Here is a 26,480-nt window from a genome sequence, read left to right on the forward strand (position 1 = left end):
CCGGTGCCAGGCACCCGGTACCAGGCACCCGGTACCAGGCACCCGGCACTCAGCCCCCCCGCGCTCCGCACACGTCGGCACCCCGTTCAGACGCCGGCCGTCTCCGTCCACAACCGGGCCAGCGCCAGGTCCCCCGTCACCCCCGGACCCACCAGCGGGACCCGGTTCCACAGGGCCGCGTACAGCCAGGCCGCCTCACCGGTCAGTTCGCAGTCGGCCGCCTCACCCGTGTCGCCCTGCACCGTACGGGCCGGCGCCGCCGACAGGTGGACGGTCCACACCGCACCCGTGTCGGCCGCCCGGACCCGCACCACCCGGGGCTCCGGGGTCCGCACCCGGCTCCGCGGCCGCGCGTGGAAGCCGGTCAGAAGCTCGTCCACACCGTCCTCCGCGAACTCCGGCTCCACCGGCGAGAACACCACGCCGAGCGCCGCCTCCGCGTCCATCCGGTGCACGGCGGTCTCGTGGGCCTGGCGCCGCGCCCAGAACGCCAGCGGCGACGGCGGGGCCGTCGGGAGGAACGTCCAGCACTGCACGTCGGCCGGGGCCTCGGTCAGGGTGCGCACCAGGTCCGCGTGCCCCTCCCGGAACCACGCGACCAGCTCGCCGTCGGTCAGCTCCGGCGCGTCCGGGAAGCCCGTCGGCTCCAGCCGCCGCTCCGCGACGTACGCGGTCGCCCAGCGGTGCACGGACCCCGTGTGCCGCAGCAGGTCGGTGACGCGCCACCCCGGACAGGCGGGAACCACGGCGTCCGTACCGGCTTGTTCGGCCACGTCGGCGAGCAGCTCGCCTTCCCGGGCCAGGGCCTTCACATGTTCGTTGGTCTCCATACCGGGAGTCTTATCAGCCCGCCCCGACAATGGAGAGATGGACGGGGAACTCTTCCCGCGCGAGCGGACCGTGATCGCCCCCGGCGCCGTGCACGTGCCCGACTGGCTCGGGGACACGCGGCAGGGCGAGTTGCTGGCGGCCTGCCGCGCGTGGGCCCGCCCGCCGGCCGGGATGCGCACCGTACGCACCCCGGGTGGTGGGGTGATGACCGCCCGGCAGGTGTGCCTCGGCCTGCACTGGTACCCGTACGGATACGCCCGCACCGCCGTCGACGGGGACGGGGCGCCGGTCAAGCCGATGCCGGGGTGGCTCGCCGAGCTGGGGCGGGAAGCGGTGGCCGCCGCGTACGGGGACCCGCCGGCCCCCGCGGAGACGTACGCCCACGACTACGACATCGCGCTGATCAACTTCTACGACGGCGACTCCCGCATGGGGATGCACCGCGACGCCGAGGAGAGGTCCGCGGCACCGGTCGTCTCGCTCAGCCTCGGCGACACCTGCGTCTTCCGCTTCGGGAACACCGACTCGCGCGGGCGCCCGTACCAGGACGTGGAGCTGCGCAGCGGGGATCTCTTCGTCTTCGGAGGTCCGAGCCGCCTGGCCTATCACGGCGTGCCGAAGGTCCTGCCGGGCACGGGCCCGCGGGGCCTCGGGCTGACCGGCCGCCTGAACATCACGCTCCGGGTCGGCGGGCTGGACTGAGCGGCGGCGCCCGGCACGCTCCGATCATGCGAGGATCGATGCCATGAACGGCAACGGGGCCCCGCCGCGGGTGGGGGATGTGACCACGCCATCCGCGTCCATGACAGCCACGCGGACCAGGCTGGAACGGGGTCGCGGCGCGCTCGGACCAGCCCTGGAGCTCGTCCACACCGGCCGCGCCCCGACCCGCGCCGTCCTGACGGCCGAGCTCGGGGTCACCCGCGCCACCGCCGGAGCCGTCGCCGCCGAGCTGGAGGCGCTCGGGCTGATCCGCGTCGACTCCCGTCCCGGAGGCGCCGGCGGCGCCCAGGGACGACCCTCGCACCGGCTCTCGGTGGCCGAGGACGGCCCGGTGGCGCTCGCCGCCCAGGTGCACTCGGACGGCTTCCGGGCCGCCCTGGTCGGCCTCGGCGGCCGGATCGTGGCCACCGCCCCCGGCAAGGTCACCGTCTCCGCCGACCCCGCACAGGTACTCGGCGCGGTGGTGGAGGCGGGCGCGGAGCTGCTCGAAGTGAGCGGGCGCCGCTGCGTCGGCGCGGGGCTCGCGGTCCCGTCGGCGGTCGCCGAGCCGGAGGGCACCGCGCTGAACCCGCTGCACCTGGCCTGGCCGGCCGGTTCTCCCGTACGGGACATCTTCGCGGAGTGCGTGAAGGCGGCCGGGATCGACGGCCCGGCCCTGACCGGGAACGACGTCAACCTCGCGGCACTGGCCGAGCACCGGCACGGCGCGGGGCGCAGCGCGCAGCACCTGCTGTGCGTGGCCACCGGGCACCGCGGGGTCGGCGGCGCGCTGGTGCTGGACGGCCGCCTGCACAGCGGGAGTTCGGGCCTGGCCCTGGAGGTCGGCCACCTCACCGTGAACCCCGAGGGCCGGGCCTGCCACTGCGGCGGCCGCGGCTGCCTGGACGTGGAGGCGGATCCGCTGGCCTTCCTCACCGCGGCGGGCCGCAGCCCCGGCCCCGAGGTCTCGCTGCTCCAGCAGGCCCGTGACCTGCTGCGCGACGAACCCGGGGAGCCGGCGGTACGGGCGGCCACGGAGGAGCTGATCGACCGGCTCGGGCTCGGCCTCGCGGGCCTGGTCAACATCCTGAACCCGGACCGGATCATCCTGGGCGGGCTGCATCGGGAGCTGCTGTACGCCGACCCGGAGCGGCTGCGCGCGGTGGTCGCGGACCGGAGCCTGTGGGGGCGCAGCGGCGGGGTGCCCATCCTGCCGTGCACCCTGGACCACAACAGCCTCGTCGGCGCGGCGGAGCTGGCGTGGCAGCCGGTGCTCGACGACCCGCTGGGAGCGCTGGCCTGAGCCGGAACCTGCCCTAGGGCAAGGCGCTGATGCCCGGAGGCCGGGTGGCCCGGAGGCCGGGTGGCCCGGTCACCCGGGCCGGACGCCGACCGGCGATGCCACCGGCAGGCCCGTCGGGACGCTGCCCGGGTCGACGGCCACGACCACCGTGCGCGTGGGTTCCCGTACGGGTTCGGCCCCGATCCGCACCGGGTGGGGCGGCGGAGCCGGGGTGGGGGCGGCCGTGAGCGAGAACCACACCGCCTTTCCCGGTCCGTCGGGCCGCTGCCGTGCGCCCCAGGCCTCGCTGAGCGCCGCGACGAGGGCGAGCCCGCGCCCGCAGGTCTCCAGCGACTCCGCCTGCGGAGCGCGGATCACCGGAAGCCGTGGATCGCTGTCGATGACCGAGACCGTCAGGCGCCCGAGGCGGAGTTCGATCTCGACGGTGCAGGTCTTGTCCGGCTGCGCGTGCCGGTGGACGTTGCTGAGCAGCTCCGTCACGCCGAGCGCAGCCCGGTCTATGAGCGGGTCGAGCTGCCAGTGGCGCAGTTGTGCCGAAACGATTCTGCGGATTTGGCCGATCCGCGACGGCAAGGCCTGCAGTTCGACGACGCAGTGCCTGCGGGAATGACTGATCACGGCTGCGACTCCCCGACATGAGTGTTACGGGTGCTGCACCCTCGGTAATGCTCCACCAGGGTCACCCACGGTGCCGCACAGTGCAACCGAACGCGAACGAAAGGGATTCGCATAGAGACCCAAAGTGACTGTTTGTGCAGGTGAGCGAGGTACATTGCGAAAGCAGGGGGCGAAGTACACCCACGAAGGAGCGCGGCGCATGAGCACCACCGGCACGACCAGCACCACCGGTACGACTGCCACGACCATCGACGTCGATCGCAGCGACGCGGACTACCGCGCCTGGCTCAAGGAGGCCGTCCGCAAGGTCCAGGCCGACGCCAACCGCTCCGCGGACACCCACCTGCTGCGCTTCCCGCTCCCCGGCGCGTGGGGCATCGACCTCTACCTCAAGGACGAGTCCACGCACCCGACGGGCTCGCTCAAGCACCGCCTCGCGCGCTCGCTGTTCCTGTACGCGCTCTGCAACGGCTGGGTCCGTCCCGGCCGCCCGGTCATCGAGGCCTCGTCCGGCTCCACCGCCGTCTCCGAGGCGTACTTCGCCAAGCTGATCGGTGTCCCCTTCATCGCCGTCATGCCGCGCACGACCAGTCCGGAGAAGTGCCGCCTCATCGAATTCCACGGCGGCGAGTGCCACTTCGTGGACGACCCGATGAAGATGTACGAGGAGTCGGCGGAGCTCGCGGCCCGTACCGGCGGGCACTACATGGACCAGTTCACGTACGCGGAGCGGGCCACCGACTGGCGCGGCAACAACAACATCGCGGAATCGATGTACCAGCAGCTGAAGCTGGAACGTTTCCCCGAGCCCGCCTGGATCGTGGCGACCGCGGGCACCGGCGGTACGTCGGCGACGATCGCGCGCTACGTGCACTACATGCAGCACGACACCCGCATCTGCGTCCCGGACCCGGAGAACTCCTGTTTCTTCGACGGCTGGACCAACGACGACCCGCACGCGAGCAGCGATTGCGGCTCGCGCATCGAGGGCATCGGCCGGCCGCGGATGGAGCCGAGCTTCGTGCCCGGCGCCATCGACCGGATGATGAAGGTCCCGGACGCGGCGAGCGTCGCCGCCTGCCGCGCGCTGGAGACGGCCATAGGGCGCAAGGCGGGCGGTTCGACCGGTACCGGCCTGTGGAGCGCCCTGAAGATCATCTCGGAGATGGTCGCGGAGGGCCGCACCGGCAGCGTCGTCACCCTGCTGTGCGACCCGGGCGACCGCTACCTGGACAAGTACTACTCCGACGAGTGGCTGGCGACGCAGCGGCTCGACATCGCCCCGTACGCGAAGACCCTCGAGACGCTCCTGACGACCGGGGTCTGGCGCGAACCGTCCGCCTGACGCCCCGTCGGGACCGCGGGCCGGGCCCGCACCGGGCCGGGCTGCGCCGTGCCGCCGCCGTGCCGGTACCGTGACGAAAGCGCCCTGCCCGCAAGGGAGTTGCCCGGCCACGCTCGGCGGACTCGGAGAACTGGCCGGCCGAAGTCCACCGCGTGAGCGGCACGTTGCGGGACCCGCTACTGATCCGCCCCGCGCCGACCGGTGAGCCGCCCGTCCAGGGTCCGGACCGCCGTACGGAAGGAGTGGCCCAGGCCCGGGCGGGCGGCGGTCAGGCCGAGGCGGAACGGGGCCGAGCCGTCCGCGGCGAAGGTCCAGCGGACGTGAGTGCCGGAGCCGGAGGGCGTCAGCCGCCACTCCTCCAACAGGGCACGGAACCCGGGTGCGTTGGTCGTGTCGACCCGGTACGCGTAACGCTGCTCGGGGTCCGCGGCCATGATCGTCTCCTGGAAGCGCACCCCGCCCATCAACCTGACCTCGCGGCCCGCGCCACCGTGCGTGGGGCGGACCAGGGTCACCGCCCTGAACCAGCGCGGCCAGCCCTCCACCTCCTCGGCGAGCGCCTGGTACACGGCCTCGGGCGGCGCCGCGGTCTCGGTGGCGAACACCAGCCGGACCGGCGCGTCGTCGATGAAGTCCAGCCCCACCGGACGGAGTCGGCGAGCCATGGCGGTACCTCCTGGGTGAGGTTCTGAGGTTCTGAGGTTCTGAACGTGCGCGGGCGTCTGCGTGCGCGTCACCATAGCCGGGCGCCCTCCAGAAGTCCGCTGCGATCCCGCCCTGTTTCCGCGTGGGTCCGCGCCGGTCCAGTTCGCGCCGCTCCGCCGCGCGACGGATTTCCGCGGCGCGGGGCCTGGGCACGGGCTCCGCCACGCGGGATGCTGGAGCCGCGCCGATCCCGCCCCGCGAGCGTTGGCCCGCCGTACCGATCCCGCCCCGCGAGCGGAGGCCCGCCGTGCCGGACCGCCCCCCGACCGACACGCCCCTCGCCCTCGAACTCCTGGTCCACGGAGTCGCCGGCGCCGCCCCCGGCGAGCTGCTCGGCGACCCGCGCACCGTCCGCGTCACCGGCGACTCCACCGCGGCCGTCTTCCGCCGCACCGAGGACGCCGACGCCGAAGCCCACCCCGAGCGGTACGCCGGACGGCCCGTCCCCGAGGCCTACTGCTGGTCCCGGCTCACCTCCGGCAACGGCGCCCGCGCCCTGTGGCTGCTCCTCCTGCCCTTCATGGTGGCCAACCTCGCGCACTGGGCCCGGCCGGCCACGCCCGCCGGCGACCCCGCGCCGCGCGCCGTGCGCACGTACGGGGTCCTCGTACGGATCCTCGCGCTCAGCCTGACCGTTCTGCTGATCGCGGCCGCCTGCGAGGTCGCGCTCGACCTCTTCGCCTGGCAGTGCGCGGGCTCCGGCACGTGTACCGGCTCCCGCTCCCGGCTCGGCTTCCTCGCGCCCGGCGGCGGCTGGTGGGCCCAGCCCGGGCGCCGCCTCGCCCTCTGCGCGCTGGTCCCCGCCGCACTGACCGGGCTGCTCTGGTTCCTGTCGAACCGCACCTGGAGCGCCTACGAGTCCCAGCCGCCGCCCGCCGGAGCCGCCGACCCGGACACCGCCTCGGACACCGCGCCCGCGCTCGGCCGACCCGGATTCTGGTACGGACGCCGGCTCGTGGCCCGGCTGCGCGCCGCGCACACCGCCGCCGGGCTGCTCACCGTGGCGGTGGCGGTCGCCGCGCCCACCGCCCGCTACGACCGCCGGGCCGGCGCCCCCGTCCTCGAAGCCCTCGGCTGGGTGACGCAGGCGCTGCTCGCCGCCGGGGCCGTCACCGTGGCCTGGGTCGTCTGCCGGCGCGGCCGCACCGAGGCCCGCCCCGACCACCGGCTCGACCGGGCCGCCGTCACCCTGCTGCCCGGCGCCGCCCTCGTGCTGCTCGCCGCCGTCCTCGTGCACGCCTGCTGGTCGCGCCCCGGCTGGACCTCCGCCGGCCGGCTGCCCGGGGACTTCGCCTTCGGCGTGCTCATGCTGGGGCAGGGCGCCTGCGTGCTCGCCCTCGCCGCCGTCGCCCGGTACCTGCACCGCAGGGCCCCCGATCCGGCCGCCGCCCTGCACGGTCTCGGCGGGCCCGCCGTCGCCATGCTCGGCTGCGCGCTCGGCGGGGTGATGTCCGGCGGGGTCGCCCAGCGCGTTGCCGACTGGCTGGACGGGGGAGCCACCCCCGGGATGGCGGGTGCCCCGCTGCCCGGGCCGCCCGTACTGCTGTCCTGGCAGGCCGCCGTGCTGCCCCCGCTGCTCCTCGTACTGGCGCTGCTCGCCGCCTGGTTCGCGGTGCGCGGAGCCCGCGCCCGGGGCCGGCTCGCGGCGGCCGTGGCCGCCGAGTACCCGGGGGAGACGGCGGACCGGGACCGCAGCCGCCGGATCGCCGCGGCGCGGACCGCGGCCTCGCTCACCGATTCAGCGCCCTGGTTCGTGGCGGCCGTCTCGGGGATCACGCTGCTCCTCGGCGCGGGCGCGCTCGCCGGAGCCTGGCTCAGCGGACAGGTCCCGGGCGAGGCGGCCCGCGGGTCCGGGCCGCTCCTCGAACCGGCCGCCCGCGCCGCCCAGGACGCGGGGTCGTGGCTCATCGGCTTCGGCTTCGTCCTCTTCGTCACCTGGGGGCGCCGCGCCTACCGGGATGCCGCCGCCCGCCGGACCATCGGCATCCTGTGGGACGTCGGCACCTTCTGGCCGCGCGCCGCCCACCCCTTCGCACCGCCCTGCTACGCCGAGCGCGCGGTCCCCGACCTGAGCTGGCGGATGGCCGGCTGGACCGGCCGCACCGGCGGCCGCCTGGTGATCTCCGGCCACTCCCAGGGCAGCGTGCTCGCCGCGGCCGCCGTCTGGCAACTGCCGCCGGCCGCCCGCCGCCGGGTGGCCCTGCTGACGTACGGATCTCCGCTCGCCCGCCTCTACGGCCTCTGGTTCCCCGCCTACTTCGGCCCCGGGCCGCTGACCGCCCTGCACCGCGAGGTCGACTGCTGGCGCAACCTCTGGCGGGCCACCGACCCCATCGGCGGTGCGGCGCTTCCCGGAGCGGGGCAGGGCGTGGACCGCGGCCCGCTCGCCGACCCGCTGGCCTACGGGCGCAGCGCCCGCCACCCGCTGCCCGCGCCGATCCTCGGCCACTCCGACTACCAGGCCGATCCGGCCTTCGCCGCCGAACGCGACGCCTTGCTCGCCCGGTTGGACGCTGCCGCCCGGGCCGACGCAGCCGCCCCGGCCCCTGTAGCCGACTCGGTCCACCCGTCCGACCGAGTAGCCCCGTCCGACCCGTCCGCCCCGTCCGACCCAGTAGCCCCAGCCGACCCAGCCGACTCGGTCGCCCAGGGCGACGTACCGGGTCAGCGGCTCGGCATCAGCAAGGAGCGGGCTGAGCCGGCCGGGCGGGAAGCGCCGGCAGATCCGCCGGGAACAGCAGGGTGAGGTCGTCCGTACTGGGCTCCGACAGCTGGGCCACCCGCCCCGCGTGCCGCTCCACCATCGACTCGAAGGTCTGGCGCGCCGTGCGGCCGTTGCCGAAGGCCGGACCCTTGGGCAGCTCGGTGAAGTACGTCAGCAGCGCTTCGGAGGTGCCCTCCCCGAGCCGGTACTCGTGCTCCTCCGCCTGCTGTTCCACGATCCGCAGCAGTTCCTCGGGCCCGTAGTCGCCGAAGGTGATGGTCCGGGAGAACCGCGAGGCCACACCCGGGTTGACGGTCAGGAAGCGGTCCATCTCCGCCGTGTACCCGGCGACGATCACCACCACCGCGTCCCGGTGGTCCTCCATCAGCTTCACCAGGGTGTCGATCGCCTCGCGCCCGAAGTCCCGGCCGGAGTCCTCCGGGGCCAGGGCGTACGCCTCGTCGATGAACAGCACCCCGCCGCGCGCCCGGTCGAAGGCCTCCTGCGTCCGGATCGCCGTGGAGCCGATGTGCTCGCCGACCAGGTCCACGCGGGACACCTCGACCAGGTGCCCGCGCTCCAGCACCCCGAGGGACGCGAGGATTTCCCCGTACAGCCGGGCGACCGTGGTCTTGCCGGTGCCGGGGGAGCCGGTGAAGACCAGATGGCGGCGCACCGAGGCGGCCTTGAGGCCCGCCTGCTGCCGCCTGCGGCCCACCTCGATCATGTCGGTGAGTGCCCGCACCTCGCGTTTGACGCTGTCCAGGCCCACCAGGGCGTCGAGCTGGCCCAGCACCTCGCCGGAGCCCCGCCCGGCCGCCGCCGCGCCGCCGCCGTCCTCCGGCCGGTCCGCGGGCCGCGGCACGGACGTCGGCGCCGCCTGCGGCACGGGGCTCTGCGCCGCGGTGACCGTACGGATGCCCGCCTGCGCCCCGGCGAGCCCGCCGCCCGAGGCCGACTGGGCCGCCCGACGCGGGCCGGACTCGTCGCTGGTGCACTCCTCGGCGACCGGCCCGTCCTCCGCGAACTCGTAGCCCCCGCGGGCGCTGCGCTCGGTGTGGCAGCGGGTCAGCGTGGTGCGGCAGCCGTCGATGACGTGGAAGCCGAAGCCGGAACTGCCCGTCACCCGGCAGGCCGTGAAGGTGCCGCGGCCGCCCGCCGACACGTAGAAGCCCGCCTCGGCCGGGGAGGTGACCGTGCACCGCTCCAGCGCCGGGTCGGCGCCCTTGGTGACGATCACGCCGGTCTGCACCCCGTCGATGGTGCAGTCGGCGAGGGTGCCGCCGCTGCCGTGGTCGCGGAACCAGGCGCCGGTGGCCGCCTCGCGGATCCGGCAGTCGTCGAGCTGGGCCGTGGCCCCGTCGCTCACCGAGACGGCGGTGTTGCGCACCTGGGACAGATCGCTGTCGACCACGTCGACGCGCGATCCCCGGTCCAGCACGAACAGCGCGTCCGGCACGTCGTGGACCCGGCAGGAGTCGAGGGAGACGGTCGCGCCGTCACTGATCCACACCGCCGGATAGTCGCCCGTGCTGTCGTGGATCTCGCAGGACTCGGCGTCCACCCGGGTACCGGGGTCCCACACGGACAGGCCGTTGCGGCCGAACCGGCGCACGGTGGTGCGGCTGAGGCTGAGCACCGAACGGGACCGCAGGTCGACCGCGTTCTCCGGGATGTCGTGGATGTCGCAGCCGGCCAGGGTGAGCACCGCGTCGGTGTCGAGGGTGACCCCGTCGGCCGAGGTGCGGTGCACCGAGCAGTCGGTGAGCCGGGCCGTGGCGCGCGCGGCGATCTGCACGCCGGTGCCCTTGATCTCGTACACCTCGCAGCCCAGGGCCTCCAGGCCCGAGCCCTCGCCGGTGACCGCGATGCCCGCGCCCGTGGCGTGGTGGACCCGGCAGCGCTCCAGGCGCGGCCGGCCGCCGCCGCGCACCGAGATGCCGGTCTGCCCGGCGGCCACGACCTCGCACTCCTCGAACACCCCGCCGCCGCCGTCCAGTACGGCGATCCCGACGCCGGTGGGGTTCTCCACCGTGCACCGCCGGACCAGGGGCCGGGCCCCGGGGCCGCGGACCTCGATACCGGCCGCCGAACGGGTGCTCACCCGCAGGTCGGTGAGCTCGGGGGAGCCGTCCTCCACCAGCAGTGCGGGAGCCGCCCGGTCCTGGCCCTCCAGATACAGGTCCTGGACCACGGCCGAGGCGCGCAGGGTCAGCGCGACCCCGTCGAGCGGGGCGATCCGCACCGACCCCAGCCCGCCCTCGGGCCCGCGCAGGGTGACGGCGTGGTGCAGCACCAGGTTCTCCCGGTAGGTGCCGGGGGCGATGGACAGCACGTCTCCGTCGCCGGCGACGGCGAGCGCGGCGGTCAGCGTCGGATACTCACCGGAGCGGCGCCGCCACCGCGAAGTCCCGCCGTGCGTCACCTGGACCGTGCCCTGAACCATGGTGCTGTCGTGCCCCCACCCTCGTACTCGCGCTGCCGATACGACCGAAGCCACTGAAGTCTGACGTCACCGTAGTCACTGGAACCGCTGAAGCCGTTCCGGGCGACTCAGTGCCATGGAAGCGGCGGAGGCCACCGGAGCCGCTGGAGCGACCGATCCGGCCGCTCCACCGTAGCGCGCGCGGAGCCGATGAGCTGCCAGGTCAACTGCCCGCACCCGCTCGGCCCCAGTCCGGTCCGGCGGCCGCCCAGGCCCGGTCCAGACGCATGTACCGCCGATGCACGAGACGTCGTACGACCAGGCGGCGGACCGTCTCGACCAGCGCGGCCACCGAGATCGCGGCGGCCAGGCCCGCCGTGCCCGCGTGGAAGACGGCGGCGGACGGGTCGAGCGGCTGCCCCACGACCCGGCCGTGCGTGTCGGTCCATATCCGGAACCGGTCGCCGGGGAGCGGCGGTTCCTCCGCGGCCGGCACCGTGCCCTCGTGGCTGCTGCCGTCGGGCGCGGTCCACGCGGCCACGATCTGCGTACGGTGCGGGGCCGCCCGCTGTGCCGTCGCGTCGGCGGACGCGCCGGCGGCCGACTCCACGGCAGGCCGGACCACCACCGCCGGTACCAGATGACGCTCCTGCCGCTGCTCGTGCGCGGCCTGCTGCAGAGTGCCGTCCACCCGCAGGCCCGCGACCCAGCCGACGGCCGGAGCCACCACCAGGACGCACACCATAGCGGCGAACGCCACCCACGCCTCGCAGAGATCGGTCGGGCGACGCAGCGGATTGCGCCGCCAGCGCCACACACCCATTGCTGTCCGCACGGTCCGGCTCCCCCAACTTGTGCCAGTCTCCGTCTGTCTGCGCGTCCCGGTCTTCCGCATGCCCCGGGGACGCGCATTCCGGGACGTACGAGACATGTGGCACCCCGATGCGGTGCCGGTCCTCCAGCGGGTGGGTGCGGTGGGTGCCCCATGTCCTGACTGCTCCAACGGCTTGGTCGTGCCGGTTGGTTCCAGCCCGGGCGCGGAGCCCCCCGAAGGTGTCATTCCGGGCTCGGCCGGTCGCGCGCCGCGGAACGACTCCGCGCGGGTCATCCGAGGACGCGGACCTCGTCGCCGACGCGCACCGTGCCCGGCCGCACCGGCACCAGCAGCCGCCCGAACGCCAGCGACCTGCCGATCCGCCGGTGCGCGGCCAGGGTCTTCAGCGGCTCCCTGCCCCGCTCGGCCGTCGCCTGGTCGGTGGTGGTGACGACGCACCGGCCGCATTCCCGCACCCCGCGGAAGACGGCGTCACCGATCGCGACGCGCCGCCAGCCGTCCTCCGCCCACGCCTCGGCCCCGGCGACCACCACGTTGGGGCGGAAGCGGTTCATTGGCAGCGGACCTTCCTCGGGATGGTCCCCCCGCGCGATCAGCGAGTTGAGCGCGTCCAGCGACGCGAGCGTGGTGATCAGCAGCGGATAGCCGTCGGCCAGGCTCACCGTCTCGCCGGGCCGTGCGTAGTCCGGGTCCACGGGACGGCGCACGGCCGGATCATCCATGTGCACCAGCCGTACCGGCACCCCGAGGTACGTGCTGAACCAGTCGGCCGCGGCGCTCGCGGCGACCACCGTCTCGACCTTCTTCCCGAACAGCGAGACCGGCTCCAGCGGACCCGGCTCGGGCACCTCCACGACCAGCTCCGCCATGCCCGGCGCCGTCACCGCGATCCGGCCGCCGCCCGCCGGACGCGCCGCGGCCAAGGCCAGCCGCGCGTGACGGCGTTGGGTGATGACCGTGCCCTCGGGGTCGATCAGCGCCCACCGCCGGTCCCCGGACAGTCCCCAGGGCTCCACGACCGCTTCCTCGGGAGCGGTCCCCGCCAGCGATTTGACGGGGTGGACGTGGAGCGCCTGGACGTGCAAGTTCGACATGGGGGAATCCTGCCAGCCCCCTCCGCTGCCTCCGCGTTTCCGTGGACCGGGTCAGTAACCACGTCCCTGGTACGGGCGGCCGTACGGGTCCTCGTACGCGGCACCCGGTACCGGCGCGGGCACCTGCATCGGACGCGGCGCGGCCGGGCGCATGGCCTCGTAGCCGGTGGCCGTGGCGACCGGGCGGGGCTGCTGCGGCTGGGGCTGCGGCATGTAACCGCCGCGGGCCGCGACCGGCTGCTGCTGGGGGATGTACGGGGCGGGCGCGTGCTGCAGCGGCATCGGCTGCGGGGCCTGCTGCTGGTACGGGTACCCGTACGCCGGAGCCTGCTGAGGGGCCGCGGGCGGAAGGGCGGGCAACGACGACGCGAGGGCCGGCAGGTACCCGCCGCTCGAGTAACCGGCACTCGGGGAGTCGTATGCGGCCGGGACGCGGATCGGGGCGATCTGCGGAGTGCCGCGTTCGGCGACGAGGGAGTCGTAGATGGGGGTGTCCGGGAAGGAGGGCGCGGAGTAGTAACCGCCGCCATAAGTGGAGCGGGGGGAGGTCATGGGACCTAAGTTAAGCCCACGACTTCACGGGGTCCATAGCGAGGTGTCGTCAACACCGCCCTGACCTGCATATTCGCAGGTCAGAGCCACACCTTTCACTTGACGTTCACGTGCACGATTCGTCACTTCCACCCCACCTTGTTCCTACTCGTACTCACCGGTTGTGCGTTGCACCGACTTCCGACTGACGCAGTGTCACAACGCGGTGACCTCGGATGACACTGCGTCGGGCAGCAGTTCACGGTTTCAGGCGTCGCTCGGCCGGGCATAGGTTCGGCCCTTCCAGGACGCGCCGCGGCCCCGGTAGTGCTGAACGGCCGAGTCGACGGTCATCAGGAGGTACAGCAGCGCCGTGAACGGAAGCAGCGGAGCGAGCACGGCGGGCTGCCCGTAGTAGCGCAGCATCGGCAGGTAGGTGCCGGCCATCAGCAGCCAGGCGAGGCCGCCGGCCCACGCGGTGGCGGTGTGCCCGGTCGCGAGTCCCGTCAGGAGGGCGGCCGGGGGCACGAGGTAGACGAGCGCCAGCCCGGCGACCGTCCCGGCCAGCAGGAGCGGCTGGTGGCGCAGTTGCGCGTAGGCACTGCGCGAGACCATCCGCCACAGGTCCGCGAGCGCGGGGTACGGGCGCACGCTGTCCACCCGCTCCGCCAGCCCGAGCCAGATCCGGCCGCCGGAGCGGTGGACCGCGCGGGCGAGGGAGACGTCGTCGATGACCGCCTGCCGGATGGAGTCGGGGACCCCCGCACGCACGGCTGCCCCGGTGCGCAGCAGCACGCAGCCGCCGGCGGCCGCGGCGGTGCGGGCGCCGGGCCGGTTGATCCGGCGGAAGGGGTAGAGCTGGGCGAAGAAGTACACGAAGGCGGGTACGACGAGCCGCTCCCAGAGGCCCGCGACGCGCAGGCGGGCCATCTGGGAGACGAGGTCGAGGTCCGCGGAGGTCGCGGCGGCGACCAGTTCGCGCAGGCTGTCGGGCTCGTGCGCGATGTCGGCGTCGGTGAGGAGGAGGAAGTCGGGCTCGGTGGGGTGCGCGGTGCGGGCGATCGCGATGCCGTGGCGCAGCGCCCAGAGCTTGCCGGTCCATCCGGGCGCGGGGTCGCCGGGGGAGGTGACGGTGAGCGGGAGCCCGGGCTGTTCCGCGGCGAGCCGGAGCGCGAGGCCGCCGGTGCCGTCCGTACTGCCGTCGTCGACGAGGATCACCTCGGCCTCGCCGGGATAGTCCTGGGCGAGGAGCGAGGGCAGGCTCCGGGGCAGCACCTCGGCCTCGTCCCTGGCCGGGACGACGATCGCGACGGACGGCCAGTGGGTGGGGGCGGTGCGCGGGGGGAGGCGGACGTCGGTCCGCCAGAACATGCCCTGGGCGAGGGTGAGCCAGAGCCAGGCGGCGAGGGAGGCGTAGGCCGCGCAGGCGGCGGTGAGGAGGCCCATGGCGGCAGTGTCCCGCGCCCCGACGGACGTGTCCCGCACCCAACGTGACCCGGTGCGGCGGCCTCCGGCCCGGGGCGCCGACTGTGGCTCGGCTGCGGCCGTTGGCCGGGGGTGCGATCTTGGGCTTGGCGCCCCGCCTTGGTGCGGTGCTGTCCGGCCTGAGTGTGATCTTGGGCCTGGCGCCCCGCCTCGGTGTGGTGATGTCCGGCCGGGGTGTGGGCCGGGGTTGGGCGGGGCCCTGGGGCGGGTGCGACTTTGGCCTCCGGGCGGGGCGGGATCCTCGGTCGGGGGTGTGATCTGCGACCTCCGGTCCAGGTGGGACCCGTGGTGGGGATGTGACCCACGGCCTGAGTGTGACCACTGGTCAGGACGGGCCCCTTCGTCGGAGTACGACCTTTGGGAGTCTGGTCTGGACGTGGCCTTGGGCCAGGGGTTCCGTTCTGGGGGTGGGCCTGGGGCCCGGGGGCGGGTCGGGTGTGGCCCCCGCCTGGGTGTGGCGGCCGGCCCGGGTTCGTGCACGCCGGCCTGGCCGTCGCCGCTGGCTGGGGTGGGCATCTGGGCTGGGTGCGGCCTCCGGTCTGGGTGCGGCCTCCGGCCTGGGAGTGGCGTGTGGCCGGGTGCGCCTCCCGGCCTTGTGGGCCCGGTGTGGTTTCCGGTCCGGTTGTGAGCGGCGGGCTCGGTTCGGCTCTGGCTCGGGTGGTGTGACTCCGGCTGGATGTGGCGGCCCCGGTCGGGTGCGCCCTCGGGCTCGTGGGTGCGGCCTTCGGCCCGGCGGGAGTGGGGCGGTGCCCGCTTTGCCGGGGTGGTGGGGGTGGGGTTCAGGGGTGGGGCGTAGGGGATGGCGGGCCCGGGCAGGGGCGGTGTCGACTAAGGTGGCCCGGTGAAGATCGCGCTCATGGACTCCGGAATCGGCCTCCTCGCGGCGGCCGCGGCGGTGCGCCGGCTGAGGCCGGACGCGGACCTGATCCTGTCCTCGGACCCCGACGGGATGCCCTGGGGTCCGCGGACCCCCGCCGACCTCACCGAGCGGGCGCTCGCCGTCGCCCGGGCCGCCGCCGAGCACCGCCCGGACGCGCTGATCGTGGCCTGCAACACCGCCAGCGTGCACGCCCTGCCCGCCCTGCGCGCGGAGCTGGAGCCCGCCATCCCGGTCATCGGGACCGTACCGGCGATCAAGCCCGCCGCTGCCGCCGGTGGCCGCGTGGCGATCTGGGCCACCCCGGCCACCACCGGCAGTTCCTACCAGCGCGGTCTGATCCGCGACTTCGCCGCCGGGGCCCGGGTCACCGAGGTGCCCTGCCCCGGTCTCGCCGACGCCGTGGAGGCGGCCGACGACGCCGCCGTGACGGCAGCCGTCGCTGCCGCCGCCGCGCTGACCCCGGCCGACGTCACCGACGTGGTGCTCGGCTGCACGCACTACGAGCTGACCGAGGGCCCCATCCGGGCCGCCCTCGCCGCGCGGACCCAGGGGGCCGAGCTGGTGTTCTACGGTTCGGCAGAGCCCGTTGCCGTCCAGGCGCTGCGCCGGCTCGGCGTCCGCCCCGAGCCCGGCCTGCCCTGCACCGGCGGCTTGACCGTCCTGCGCAGCGGGCGCGAGGGAACCCTCCCTGCTGCCGCCCTCGGGTACGCCGAAGGCCGGCTGCTCGCGGGCCACGGCGCCCCCGTCGCCTGACGCCTGCCCGTCGGCTGACACCTCCGGTCGGCTGGGGTTCGGCCCGCCCGTCTGGCGGACGCCTGCGCGTCGCTCTTGGCGGCGGTCCTTCCGCTCACGCCGCCCGCTCGTCGCCTTCGGGCTGACCGGGGCTGAAGTCCGACCCGGTTTGACGCCCGCCCGTCGGATGAGGCCTATGGGTTGGCTGGGACCCGACTCACGCCTGGCGGACGTGTGCGCGCCACCTTTGGCGGCAGCCGCTCAGCTGACGCCGCCCGCTCGTTGCCTTCGGGCTGACCGGCCGGGTCCAGGTCCGACCCCGGATTGACGGCTGCCCTTCGGCGGATGCCCGGCCCTCGTTTTGTGTGCTTGCCCGTCCGCTGGCGGCCATCGGTCGGCTGGGGCCCGAGCCTGCCGCCTCGCGGACGTGTGCGTGTCGCCCTTGGCGGCGGCCTGTCCGCTGATGCCGCACACCCGTTGCCTTCGGGCTGACCGTCTCTGCGGTCCGACCTGGACTGACGGCCGCCCGTTGGCCGATGCCTGCTCGTCGCCCGGGCGCCGCCGACGCGCGGCGGTCGTCCCTCCGTGTCCCCACCCCATCGTGAGACGAATCGTCTTGTCATGACCCCCGGGGTGGTCTACGGTTGGGTGCGTAGCGAGACGGAACGATCCGTCTCGCACATGTCTCGACCTGAAGGGATTGCCCTTGCGTGCTCCGCTCGGCTCCACCCGGATCGTCCTGTCCGAGGTCACCAAGTGCTACGACGCCCGCGTCGTCCTGGACCGCGTCAGCTGTACGGTCCGGCCCGGTGAGCGGGTCGGGGTCGTCGGTGACAACGGGTCCGGCAAGTCCACGCTGCTCCGGCTCCTCGCCGGGCGGGAGCGGCCCGACCGCGGTGAGGTCGCCGTCAGCGCCCCCGGCGGGCTCGGGCACCTCGCGCAGACCCTCGACCTCCCGCCGGGCGCCCGCGTCGGGGACGCGATCGACCTCGCGCTCGCCGACCTGCGCGCGCTGGAGCGTCGGATCCGCACCGCCGAGTCCCTCCTGCACCGGGCCGGCCCGGAGGAGATGGCCGCGTACGGGGACCTCCTCGCCGCCTACGAGGCGCGCGGCGGCCGCGAGGCCGAACGGCGCGTCGCGACCACCCTGCGCCGCCTCGGTGAACGCGGCCGGCTCGACCCGGACCGCCGGCTCGCCACCCTGTCCGGCGGACAGCGCTCCCGGCTCGCGCTCGCCGCGGCCCTCGCCGCCGAGCCGGAGCTGCTGCTGCTCGACGAACCCACCAACGACCTCGACGACGAGGCGGTCGCCTGGCTGGAGGAGCGCCTGTGCGCCCACCGCGGAACCGTCGTCGCCGTCACCCACGACCGGCTCTTCCTCGACCGCGTCACCACGACCATCCTGGAGGTCGACCAGGACCGCCGGACGGTCCGCCGCTACGGCAACGGCTACGCGGGCTTCCGCACCGCCCGCGCCGCCGAACGGGCCCGCTGGGAGCGGGAGTACGAGGAGTGGCGCGAGGAGGTCCGCAGCGCCGAGCGGCTCGCGGACACCAACATCGGGCGGTTCGCCGCGATCCCGCGGAAGCTGCCCCGCGGCTTCAGCGGCGCCGGCGCGTTCCGTGCCCGGTCGCGGACCCACGGCGCCGCGAGCCGTGTGCGCACCGCCCGCGAACGGCTGCACCGGCTGACCGAGAACCCGGTGCCGCCGCCCCCGCGGCCGCTCCGCTTCACCGGACGGTTCACCACCGGCTCCACCGAAGGCTCCGCCGGCGTGGTGGAGCTGGCGGGCGCGGCCCTGCCGGGGAGGCTCGAACCGCTCTCGCTCACGCTAGCCCCGGGGGAGCGGCTCCTCGTGACCGGCTCCAATGGCGTAGGAAAGTCAACCCTGTTGCAGCTCTTGGCCGGTGAAGTGGAGCCCGCGCAGGGCCGCGTACGGACACCCCCGCACGTGGGGCTGCTCCGGCAGGACGACCGCTGGGCGCGCGAACTCCGCTCCGTCGTCCAGATGTTCGGCCAGGAGTACGCCGACCAGGTAGCCGCGTACGGCCTGCTCGCCCCGCACGACCTCACCCGGCCCGTACGCGCCCTCTCGGCCGGCCAGCGCCGCAAGCTGGAGCTGGCCCGGCTGGTGACGCGCCCGCTCGACCTGCTCCTGCTGGACGAGCCGACGAACCACCTGGCCCCGGCCGTGGTGGAGGAACTGGAGGCGGCCCTGGCCCTGTTCGGCGGAACCCTGGTCCTGGTCACGCACGACCGGCGGCTGCGCGCCGCCTTCCGGGGCCGGCGCCTGGAGCTTCAGCGGGAGCCGGCCGCCGCGAGCCGCTGAGCCAGCGCGCGCAGGTCGTCCGCGTCGAGGACCCGGTCGCCGAACCCGGGCAGCGGTACATGGAGCGCGGCCGTCCAGTGCTCTGGGACCGCCCCCCGGCCGTACCGGGCCCCGGCCAGGATCCCGGTCACCGCGGCCACCGTGTCGGTGTCACCGCCCAGGTCCACCGCGGCCCGTACGGCCTCCGCGAAGCCGGCCGTCGTCCGCAGCGCCCACACCGCCGAGCCCAGGCACGGCCACACCGCCCCGTTGAACTCCGTGGCCAGGCCGGGGTGCCAGTCGGGGGCGAGCACGCGACCGTACCGCTCGCGGTGGTCCGGGTGCACCGCGGCGAGCGTGGCGGGCAGGGCGGCGAGCGGATCGGCTCCGTCCAGGGCGACGCGGACGAGCTCGTGCAGGATCGCCGTCCCCTCCCAGGCGGCCCGGTCGCCGTGCGTCAGCGCCGCGATCCGCCTCGCCGCCTCCATGGTCCCCTCCCGCCCGGCCGAGGCGAAGTAGACCGCCGAGGTGGAGGCGCGCATCAGGGAACCGTTCCCGGCCGCCCGGGCGTTGATCTGGAAGTGCAGGGCGGCGGCGAGGTTCCAGGGCTCGCCGTTCGTCAGCACGTCCTCGGTCTGGAGCCCGATGTCCTTGGGGTGTCCGGCCGCCCACCGCTGGAACCGGGCGAAGACGTCAGGGAGTTCGAGACCGCCCCGCTCCAGCAGCGACTCGCCGACCAGGACGGCCATCTGCGTGTCGTCGGTCGCCTCGCCCGGATCCCAACCGCCGCCCCCGCGCATCTCCTCCCCGCGCGCGGTCAACTGCCCGGCCTCGCCGAACTCGTAGGGCGCGCCCAGCGCGTCGCCCGCCGCCGAGCCCAGTACGGCGCCCACCGCCCGGTCGAGTCGGGTGGTCACGGTGTCTCCTACGACGCTCACGCGCTCTCCTCGGGGCATACGGTGGCCAGCAGGGTGCGGGCGAAGCGGTCCAGGTCGTCCAGGCCGGCCGCCGCCAGGGTGGCCGGAGCCCCGGCCAGCAGGTGCGGGATGGCGCCGTGCAGGGCGAGGGTGAGGGTGTGGGCCTGCTCCGGTCCGGCCGGCAGTCCGGCCACGCGCAGCAGGTGCGCGTGCGCCGCGAAGTCCGCCGAGGCGATCGGGTCCAGCAGGGCGGCCAGCCACGGCCGCCGCGTCCCCTCGGTCTGCAGCTCCAGGTATGCCAGCACGCGCGGGCGCCCGGGCCCGGCCACGTTCCGCAGCAGCCCCGCGAGCAGCGCCGCGAGCTGCCGCGCGTCGGAGGGCCCCGGTCCGGCCCCCGCCAGCGCCGCGGCCAGCGCCCGGTACTGCTCCACGCAGCGCTCGGCCACGGCGCGCAGCAGGGCGTCGCGGGTCGGGAAGTAGTTCTTGGCCGTGCCCGTCGGCACGTCGGCGGCGGCGTCGACGGCCCGGTGCGTCAGCCCGCGCCCGCCCGCTTCCGCCAGTACGGCGATGGCCGCGTCCCGCAGCCGGTCCCTCCGGTCCTGATTCACGTTGCCAGCTTAACCACATCCGTGGTACCACAGATGTGGTACCACGGATGTGGTGGTACGGACGTGGGGATCGTAAGCCGTGCGAGGCGAAAGGGTGAGCCGCCATGAGCGCAGAGACGGGGAGCAAGGCCTATTCCGGCATCAAGGCGCGGACCGCCGTCGTGGTCGGGGCGGGGGTCGGCGGGCTCGCCACCGCCGTCGGCCTGCGCCGTGCGGGCTGGGAGGTGACCGTCCTGGAACGGCGGACCGCCCTCGAACGCTACGGAACCGCCTTCGGGATCCACCCCACCGCCCAGACCGCGCTCGACCGGCTCGGCCTCGGCGACGCGCTGCGGGCGCGCGCCGTCCCGTACCGCGACGCCCGGATCCGGCGCCCCGACGGCAAGGTGCTGGCCGCCCTCCCGCTCGAACGGATCGAGCGCAAGGCGGGCCGGCCGGAACTGCTCATCTCCCGGCCCTACCTGATCGACGCGCTGCTCGCCGAGCTCGACCGGCTCGGCGGCGCGCGGATCGCGTACGGTCAGCGCCTCACCGATCCCGGCGCACTCGCCGCCGCCGACCTCCTCGTCGGCGCCGACGGCATCAACAGCGTGGTGCGCACCGCGCACTTCGGGCGCAGCAGCGGTCCGCGCCCGATCGGCACGGTCGCCTGGATCGGCATCGCCGGATTCGAGACCGGCCTCTACGGCGAGACCTGGGGCGAGGGCCGCTTCTTCGGCATGACCCCCGTCGAGCCCGGCCGCACCAACTGGTACGCCACCGTCCCCCGGGCCACCACCGCCCGTGAAGTGCGGGACGCCTTCGCCGACTGGCACGACCCCATCCCGCTTGTCCTCGCCGAAACCGACCCCGCGACCTGGATCCGGTACGAGATGCGCCACCTCTACCCGGCGCTCCCCACCTTCGTCGCAGGCGGCCGGGTCGCCCTCGTCGGCGACGCCGCCCACGCCATGACGCCCAACCTCGGACAGGGCGCCTGCACCGCGCTGCTCGACGCCGAGGCCCTGACCCGAGCCGTCGCCGCTGCCGGGCCGGCCGGGCCGGCCGGACTGCCCGGGATCCCCGGCGCCCTGCGCGCGTACGACAGCGAGCGCCGCCGCAGTGCCCAGCGCATCGCCTTCGGCTCCCGGAACCTGCACCGCTTCATGACCGCCCGCCGCCCGGCCCTGCGCGACGCGCTCGTCGGCCTGCTCCCCGGGTGACGCTCGCCACGTGCGGGGGAGCGGGGAGGCGGGCCGAGCTCCGTGCCCTGCCCCGGCCGCCCTGCCCCGGCCGCCCTGCCCCGGCCGCCCTGCCGTCCCGCCCCGGCCGCCGCGCACGGAACCGAGTGGACGAGGGGCGGTGGCGGACCAGCGGAACGTGAGTACGCTGCACACATGACGGTTCACCCCCCGGGGCCGGTCTGGACGGGCCGGGCCTCCAACCGCGTGCAGTGGCTGCTCGCAGCGGCCGGTGCGGCCTGTGTGGCGCTCGGCATCGAGCTCGCCGTCGACAACGCCTGGACCTCCGGCTTCGTTCCGCTCCTCATGGCCGTGGCCGGCTGCCTCGCCGCCGGGCTGCTCATCCTCTACGGCACGCTCGCCTTCGTGCACGTCGCCGTCACCATCGACGCCGAGGCCGTGGAGGTGCGCTGCGGCCACATCGGACTGCCGCGCCGCAAGATCCGGTTCGCCGACATGACCTCCGCCGAGTTCCTCCCCCGGATCACCCCGCAGCAATGGGGCGGCTGGGGCTGCCGCTGGCGCCCCGAGCAGGGCACCGGGGTGATCGTCCGGCGCGGCGAGGGCCTGGAACTCAGGCTCGCCGACGGCAAGCTCTTCACGGTCACCGTCGACGACGCCGAGAGCGCCGTCCGGGTCATCCGCGCCCACCTGCGCGCCCTCGCCCGCTAAGTCGTGTCCGGCCGGTGTCCGGTCGGTGTCCGTCCGGTGTCCAGCCAGTGCCCGGCCGGTGTCCCACCGTTCTCCGGGTGCCGTCCGGCGGTGCGCCCCGGCTCGCCGGAGGGGCATCCGGGGACAGGCCCGGGCGCTTACCGGTCTCCGAGGCGCGGGGACGTACACTCCGCCAGATGAGCAGCAGTGTCACCCGCGCGGCCGGGAACGAGCCCCCGCAGTCCGCCGACGGACCCCCCGCCGAGGCCGCCGTGCCCACCGCCACCGGCTCCGCCGGCGCCCCGGCCCCCGTGCAGCGGAAGGGATCCTGGCTGCTGCGTGCCGTGCTCGCCGCCCTCTCCGGCGGCCTGCTCTACCTCAGCTTCCCGCCCCGCCCCCTGTGGTGGCTGGCCCCCCTCGCCCTCGCCCTGCTCGCCGGCTGCCTGTACGGCCGCCGTGCCCGGGCCGGCTTCGGCCTCGGAACCCTCGCCGGACTCGGCTTCCTGCTGCCGCTGCTCGTCTGGACCGGTGAGGAGGTCGGCCCGGTGCCCTGGCTGGCGCTCGGCACCCTCGAAGCCCTGCTCATCGGGCTCACCGGCCTCGGCATCGCCCTCGTCAGCCGGCTCCCGGCCTGGCCGCTGTTCGCCGCCGCCGTCTGGGTGGCGGGCGAGGCCCTGCGCGCCCGCGCCCCGTTCGGCGGATTCCCCTGGGGCAAGCTCGCCTTCGGCCAGGCCGACGGCGTGTTCACCCCGCTGGCCGCCCTCGGCGGCACGCCGCTGCTCTCCTTCGGCGTCGCCCTCTGCGGGTTCGGCCTCTACGAAGCCCTGCGCATCGCCCGCAGCCACCCCGGCCGCACCACCGCCGCGCTGACCGCCCTCACCATCGCCGCCCCGATCGGCGCCGGCCTCGCCGCCCGTCCGCTGGTCTCCGACGCGGCCGAGGACGGCACCGTCGTGGCCGCCGTCATCCAGGGCAACGTGCCGCGCCTCGGCCTCGACTTCAACTCCCAGCGCCGCGCCGTCCTCGACAACCACGCCAAGCGCACCGTCCAGCTGGCCGAGGACGTCAGGGCCGGCCGCGTCCCGAAGCCCGACTTCGTCGTCTGGCCGGAGAACTCCTCCGACCTCGACCCGTACGCCGAACCCGACGCCCACGCCGTCATCGACCAGGCGGTCAAGGCCATCGGGGTGCCCGTCGCGATCGGCGCGGTCGTGGCCCCGGAGACCGGCCCGCTGCGCAACACGATGATCCTCTGGGACCCGGTCAAGGGCCCCACCACGACCTACGACAAGCGCAAGATCCAGCCCTTCGGCGAGCGCATCCCGATGCGCTCCTTCGTCCGGCTCTTCAGCTCCGACGTGGACCGGGTCCGCCGCGACTTCGGTCCCGGCAAGGACCCCGGCGTCTTCGACATGGCCGGCAGCGGCGTCGGCATGGTCACCTGCTTCGAGGCCGCCTTCGACGACGCCGTCCGCTCCACCGTCCAGGACGGCGCCCAGGTGATCGCCGTACCGAGCAACAACGCCACCTTCGGCCGGACCCAGATGACCTACCAGCAGCTGGCCATGGACCGGATCCGTGCCGTCGAGCACAGCCGGACCGTCCTCGTCCCCGTCACCAGCGGGGTCAGCGCGGTCATCCGCCCCGATGGCAGGATCGTCTCGGAGACCAAGATGTTCACCGCGGACGCGCTGGTCGCCGAGATCCCGCTGCGGTCCAGCCGCACCCCGGCCACCGTCGTCGGACCGCTGCCGGAGTACGCGCTGCTGCTCCTCGCCGCGGGCGGCCTCGGCCGGCTCCTGACCGGCCGGATCCGCGCCCGCCGGGCGGCGTGAGACGGGGGCAGGCCCGGCGGCCTCGTAGGGTCGGGGGATGACCACTCCCGATTTCATCCGTGCGATCCGTGCCACCGCCGGGCACCAGCTGCTCCTGCTGCCCGGGGTCACGGCCATCGTCTTCGACGACCGGGGCCGGGTGCTGCTCGGCCGGCGCTCCGACAACGGGCAGTGGTCCGCGGTCGGCGGCATCGCCGAGCCGGGCGAGCAGCCAGCCGAGACCGCCGTGCGCGAGGTGTACGAGGAGACGGCGGTGACGTGCGTCCCCGAGCGCGTGGTCCTCGTGCAGATGCTCGACCCGATCACCTACCCCAACGGTGACATCTGCCAGTTCCAGGACATCACCTTCCGCTGCCGGGCGACCGGCGGCGAGGCGCGGGCCAACGACCACGAGTCCCTCGAAGTGGCCTGGTTCGACGTGGACGCGCTGCCGCCGCTGGCGCCCTTCTCCCTGGACCGGGTCCACCGGGCCCTGCGCGACGAGCCCACGTGGTTCGAAGCCCCCGCGCGACCGCGGAGTAGGGCGCGCCGAGGCGCCCGATAAGACGTCATCTCATTTGGCGAGTCTGCGGTAGCAGATGAGGGTGCAGGCGATGCTGGTGAAGGCGAGGAAGTGTTCGGCTTTGCGTTCGTAGCGTCGGTGGAGGCGGCGGCAGCCGGCGAGCCAGGCCATGGTGCGTTCGATGGTCCAGCGGTGGCGGCCCAGTCGCTGCGAGGACTCGATGCCCCTGCGGGCGATGCGGTGCTTGATGCCGCGTCCGCGTAACCATCGTCGCAGGTGGGCGTAGTCGTAGCCCTTGTCTGCGTGGAGCTTGCCGGGTTTGCGTCGTCGGCGTCCGCGGCGGGATCGGATGGGCGGTATGCCGCGGATGAGCGGCTCGAGGGCCTGGCTGTCGTGGAGGTTCGCGCCCGAGATTCCGACGGACAGGGGCAGACCGGTTCGCTCCGTGATCAAGTGGATCTTCGACCCGAACTTGCCCCTGTCGACAGGATTCGGACCTGTCAGGTCCCCCTTTTCAGGGCCCTCATGTTCACCGAGTCGATCGCGCAGCGGGACCAATCCAGCTCACCGCGAGCGCCGAGCTCGTCGAGGACCAGGCGGTGCAGCTTGGCCCACACCCGCGCCTTGCTCCACTCGGTGAACCGCCGGTGGGCTGTCGCCCCCGACGGCCCGAACGACGCCGTCGGCAACTGCTGCCAGGTGCAACCTGAGGTGGCAACGAAGACGATCGCGGCCAGCACCTCCCGGTCGCCATGCCGACGCCGGCCACCGCCCTGAGGCCGCGACGGCGCCTCCGGCACCACCCGCTGGAACAACACCCACAACTCATCCGGCACAAGCCGCTCAACAATCCCCGCCACGACCGACAGCCTACCCAACCACCCAAATGAGATGGCTTCTAAATCACCTGCATGTCCCCCGATGTCGCCCCCGGTGTCCGACCCGGCCCGGTGGACCGCCCTGAGCTGCGCTGTAGGGTTCCGCAGATCTGACGGCGGTCATCGGACAGTCGTACATTCGAGGGGGCGGGTCGCGGGATGAGCGCGTGCAGTTCAGCCGGAAGTTTGCAGGCGGGCGACCGGACGTGCGCCGGAGCCCCCGGCGGACGCCTGGCGGTCCTCGACGGCATCCGGGTCCTCGCCGCGCTCGCCGTGCTCTTCTACCACTACGCGGCCCTGGAGAGCGCCTGGGGCGAACCGACCTCCCGCGTCTTCCCCCTCGCCCACCGGTTCGCCGTCTACGGCTGGCTCGGAGTCGAGATCTTCTTCATGGTCAGCGGCTTCGTCATCTGTATGAGCGCCTGGGGCCGCTCCGTGGGCGACTTCGCGGTGTCCCGGGTCTCCCGGCTCTTCCCCGCCTACTGGGCGGCCGTGGCCTTCACCACCCTCGTGCTGTTCAACTGGCCCGAGGTGCGGGGGGTCAGCGCGGTCAGCGACGTGGTGGTGAACCTGTCGATGCTCCAGGGCGGGATCGGCGTCCCCGACATCGACGACGCGTACTGGACCCTCTTCGTCGAGCTCAAGTTCTACGTCCTGTTCGCGCTCGTCGTCATGCGGGGCGTGACCTACCGCAACTGCGTCCTGTTCTGCGGGATCTGGACCCTCGCCGGCGTCGTGGCCCCCTCTGCCGACAACGGCCTGCTGTCCTTCTTCGCGGCCTCGTCCGCCTCCCCCTACTTCATCGCCGGCATAGCCTTCTACCTGATGCGCCGTTTCGGGCCGAACGCCGTCCTGTGGGCCGTCGTCGGGGTCCAGCTCCTCCTCGCACAGCACTACGTGCACGCCCGCATGCTCGCCAGCCTCGGCCGGAGCACCACCGAACAGACGCCCGCCTGGCCCGCCCACGGGGTCATCCTGCTCGGCTTCGCCGTCATGGCGGCCCTGGCGCTCGGCGCCCTCGACGGCATCCGTTGGCGCTGGCTCCCGCACGCCGGAGCGATCACCTACCCGCTCTACCTGATCCACATGATGGCCGGGCTGACCTTCATCCACCACTTCCGCCGCGAGATGGCGCCCGTGCCCCTGGCCATCGGCGTGACCGTCTTCATGGTGCTGCTCGCCTGGCTCATCCACCGGTTCGTCGAACGCCCGCTGGGGCGCGTCCTGCGCGACGGTCTGCGCCGCGGAATCCAGGACATCCGGTCGGGCACCCCGAGCCGGGCGACGAGCGACCTGCTTCCCTCGCAGCCGTCCGCGCCGGAGGCGGAACGCATCCCGGCCGGTCGCTGAACCGCCGGCGTCCGGGAGCGC

General features: G+C 74.4%; 22 protein-coding genes. 11 read left to right on the top strand and 11 right to left on the bottom strand.

Going from position 1 to position 26,480, the window contains the following annotated elements; translation table 11 throughout:
- Positions 1–86: 86 nt before the first annotated feature.
- Positions 87–830, bottom strand: coding sequence for a maleylpyruvate isomerase family mycothiol-dependent enzyme (locus OG534_RS33235; RefSeq protein ID WP_326593028.1), 744 nt, complete (start codon positions 828–830; stop codon positions 87–89).
- A gap of 37 nt (positions 831–867) precedes the next feature.
- On the opposite strand from OG534_RS33235, the gene OG534_RS33240 reads away from it, so the two are divergent.
- Together OG534_RS33240 and OG534_RS33245 are read left to right on the top strand one after the other, a co-directional pair.
- Positions 868–1,533, top strand: coding sequence for an alpha-ketoglutarate-dependent dioxygenase AlkB family protein (locus OG534_RS33240; protein ID WP_326593029.1), 666 nt, complete (start codon positions 868–870; stop codon positions 1,531–1,533).
- Between the two features lie 43 nt (positions 1,534–1,576).
- A complete protein-coding gene (locus OG534_RS33245) occupies positions 1,577–2,836 on the top strand; it encodes an ROK family transcriptional regulator (RefSeq protein ID WP_374772658.1) in 1,260 nt (419 codons plus the stop codon).
- Between the two features lie 69 nt (positions 2,837–2,905).
- On the opposite strand, the gene OG534_RS33250 is transcribed toward OG534_RS33245, so the two are convergent.
- Entirely contained in the window at positions 2,906–3,454 is a 549-nt protein-coding gene (locus OG534_RS33250; protein WP_326593031.1) for an ATP-binding protein, read from the bottom strand.
- A gap of 199 nt (positions 3,455–3,653) precedes the next feature.
- Here OG534_RS33250 and OG534_RS33255 point away from each other — a divergent pair, with 199 nt between their 5' ends.
- The gene (locus OG534_RS33255) at positions 3,654–4,799 is read left to right on the top strand and encodes a PLP-dependent cysteine synthase family protein (protein ID WP_326593032.1); all 1,146 of its coding nucleotides are present in this window, start codon (positions 3,654–3,656) and stop codon (positions 4,797–4,799) included.
- A gap of 176 nt (positions 4,800–4,975) precedes the next feature.
- Here the strand turns inward: OG534_RS33255 and OG534_RS33260 are convergent, their stop codons facing one another.
- Complete coding sequence (locus OG534_RS33260; RefSeq protein ID WP_326593033.1) at positions 4,976–5,464, bottom strand: SRPBCC family protein; 489 nt, start codon at positions 5,462–5,464, stop codon at positions 4,976–4,978.
- 260 nt (positions 5,465–5,724) lie between these two features.
- On the opposite strand from OG534_RS33260, the gene OG534_RS33265 reads away from it, so the two are divergent.
- A complete protein-coding gene (locus OG534_RS33265) occupies positions 5,725–8,250 on the top strand; it encodes a hypothetical protein (protein WP_442807260.1) in 2,526 nt (841 codons plus the stop codon).
- On the opposite strand, the gene OG534_RS33270 is transcribed toward OG534_RS33265, so the two are convergent.
- From OG534_RS33270 to OG534_RS33290, 5 genes are all read right to left on the bottom strand, one after another.
- Positions 8,183–10,654: a right-handed parallel beta-helix repeat-containing protein gene (locus tag OG534_RS33270; RefSeq protein ID WP_326593035.1), complete on the bottom strand. Its 2,472-nt coding sequence runs from the start codon at positions 10,652–10,654 to the stop codon at positions 8,183–8,185. The genes OG534_RS33265 and OG534_RS33270 overlap by 68 nt on opposite strands.
- A 202-nt stretch (positions 10,655–10,856) precedes the next feature.
- Entirely contained in the window at positions 10,857–11,468 is a 612-nt protein-coding gene (locus tag OG534_RS33275) for an Rv1733c family protein (RefSeq protein ID WP_326593037.1), read from the bottom strand.
- Positions 11,469–11,737: 269 nt separating this feature from the next.
- Positions 11,738–12,562, bottom strand: a complete 825-nt coding sequence (locus OG534_RS33280; protein ID WP_326593039.1) for an MOSC domain-containing protein — start codon at positions 12,560–12,562, stop codon at positions 11,738–11,740.
- Between the two features lie 51 nt (positions 12,563–12,613).
- Complete coding sequence (locus OG534_RS33285) at positions 12,614–13,114, bottom strand: DUF6643 family protein (RefSeq protein ID WP_326593041.1); 501 nt, start codon at positions 13,112–13,114, stop codon at positions 12,614–12,616.
- A gap of 246 nt (positions 13,115–13,360) precedes the next feature.
- Positions 13,361–14,539, bottom strand: a complete 1,179-nt coding sequence (locus OG534_RS33290; protein ID WP_326593043.1) for a glycosyltransferase — start codon at positions 14,537–14,539, stop codon at positions 13,361–13,363.
- Positions 14,540–15,419: 880 nt separating this feature from the next.
- On the opposite strand from OG534_RS33290, the gene OG534_RS33295 reads away from it, so the two are divergent.
- Both OG534_RS33295 and OG534_RS33300 read left to right on the top strand, forming a co-directional pair.
- A complete protein-coding gene (locus OG534_RS33295) occupies positions 15,420–16,211 on the top strand; it encodes a glutamate racemase (protein WP_326593044.1) in 792 nt (263 codons plus the stop codon).
- 685 nt (positions 16,212–16,896) lie between these two features.
- Positions 16,897–18,519, top strand: a complete 1,623-nt coding sequence (locus OG534_RS33300) for an ATP-binding cassette domain-containing protein (RefSeq protein ID WP_326593045.1) — start codon at positions 16,897–16,899, stop codon at positions 18,517–18,519.
- Here the strand turns inward: OG534_RS33300 and OG534_RS33305 are convergent.
- On the bottom strand, positions 18,489–19,454 hold the full coding sequence (locus OG534_RS33305; protein ID WP_442807185.1) for an ADP-ribosylglycohydrolase family protein: 966 nt from the start codon (positions 19,452–19,454) through the stop codon (positions 18,489–18,491). The two genes, OG534_RS33300 and OG534_RS33305, sit on opposite strands and share 31 nt — an antisense overlap.
- Positions 19,433–20,023, bottom strand: coding sequence for a TetR/AcrR family transcriptional regulator (locus OG534_RS33310; protein WP_326593047.1), 591 nt, complete (start codon positions 20,021–20,023; stop codon positions 19,433–19,435). Before OG534_RS33310 ends, OG534_RS33305 begins: the two co-directional genes overlap by 22 nt.
- Before the next feature lie 104 nt (positions 20,024–20,127).
- Here OG534_RS33310 and OG534_RS33315 point away from each other — a divergent pair, with 104 nt between their 5' ends.
- From OG534_RS33315 to OG534_RS33330, 4 genes are all read left to right on the top strand, one after another.
- Positions 20,128–21,225 carry an FAD-dependent oxidoreductase gene (locus OG534_RS33315; RefSeq protein WP_326593049.1) on the top strand — a complete coding sequence of 366 codons (1,098 nt, stop codon included), beginning with the start codon at positions 20,128–20,130 and terminating at the stop codon, positions 21,223–21,225.
- Positions 21,226–21,399: 174 nt separating this feature from the next.
- Positions 21,400–21,915, top strand: coding sequence for a hypothetical protein (locus OG534_RS33320; protein WP_326593051.1), 516 nt, complete (start codon positions 21,400–21,402; stop codon positions 21,913–21,915).
- A gap of 176 nt (positions 21,916–22,091) precedes the next feature.
- On the top strand, positions 22,092–23,729 hold the full coding sequence (lnt, locus tag OG534_RS33325) for an apolipoprotein N-acyltransferase (RefSeq protein WP_326593053.1): 1,638 nt from the start codon (positions 22,092–22,094) through the stop codon (positions 23,727–23,729).
- Between the two features lie 37 nt (positions 23,730–23,766).
- Positions 23,767–24,273 carry an NUDIX hydrolase gene (locus tag OG534_RS33330; protein WP_326593056.1) on the top strand — a complete coding sequence of 169 codons (507 nt, stop codon included), beginning with the start codon at positions 23,767–23,769 and terminating at the stop codon, positions 24,271–24,273.
- A 9-nt stretch (positions 24,274–24,282) separates the two neighbouring features.
- Here OG534_RS33330 and OG534_RS33335 read toward each other — a convergent pair.
- Positions 24,283–25,082, bottom strand: a protein-coding gene (locus OG534_RS33335; protein WP_326593992.1) for an IS5 family transposase whose coding sequence is annotated in 2 segments (ribosomal slippage) — positions 24,283–24,743 and positions 24,743–25,082 — 801 coding nt in all. Because the reading frame shifts where the segments join, the coding sequence is not laid out codon by codon here.
- A 186-nt stretch (positions 25,083–25,268) separates the two neighbouring features.
- Here OG534_RS33335 and OG534_RS33340 point away from each other — a divergent pair.
- The gene (locus OG534_RS33340) at positions 25,269–26,459 is read left to right on the top strand and encodes an acyltransferase family protein (RefSeq protein WP_326593058.1); all 1,191 of its coding nucleotides are present in this window, start codon (positions 25,269–25,271) and stop codon (positions 26,457–26,459) included.
- The last annotated feature ends 21 nt before the right edge of the window (positions 26,460–26,480 follow it).

The sequence above is a fragment of the Streptomyces sp. NBC_01294 genome (assembly GCF_035917235.1).
GTDB classification, from domain to species: domain Bacteria; phylum Actinomycetota; class Actinomycetes; order Streptomycetales; family Streptomycetaceae; genus Streptomyces; species Streptomyces caledonius.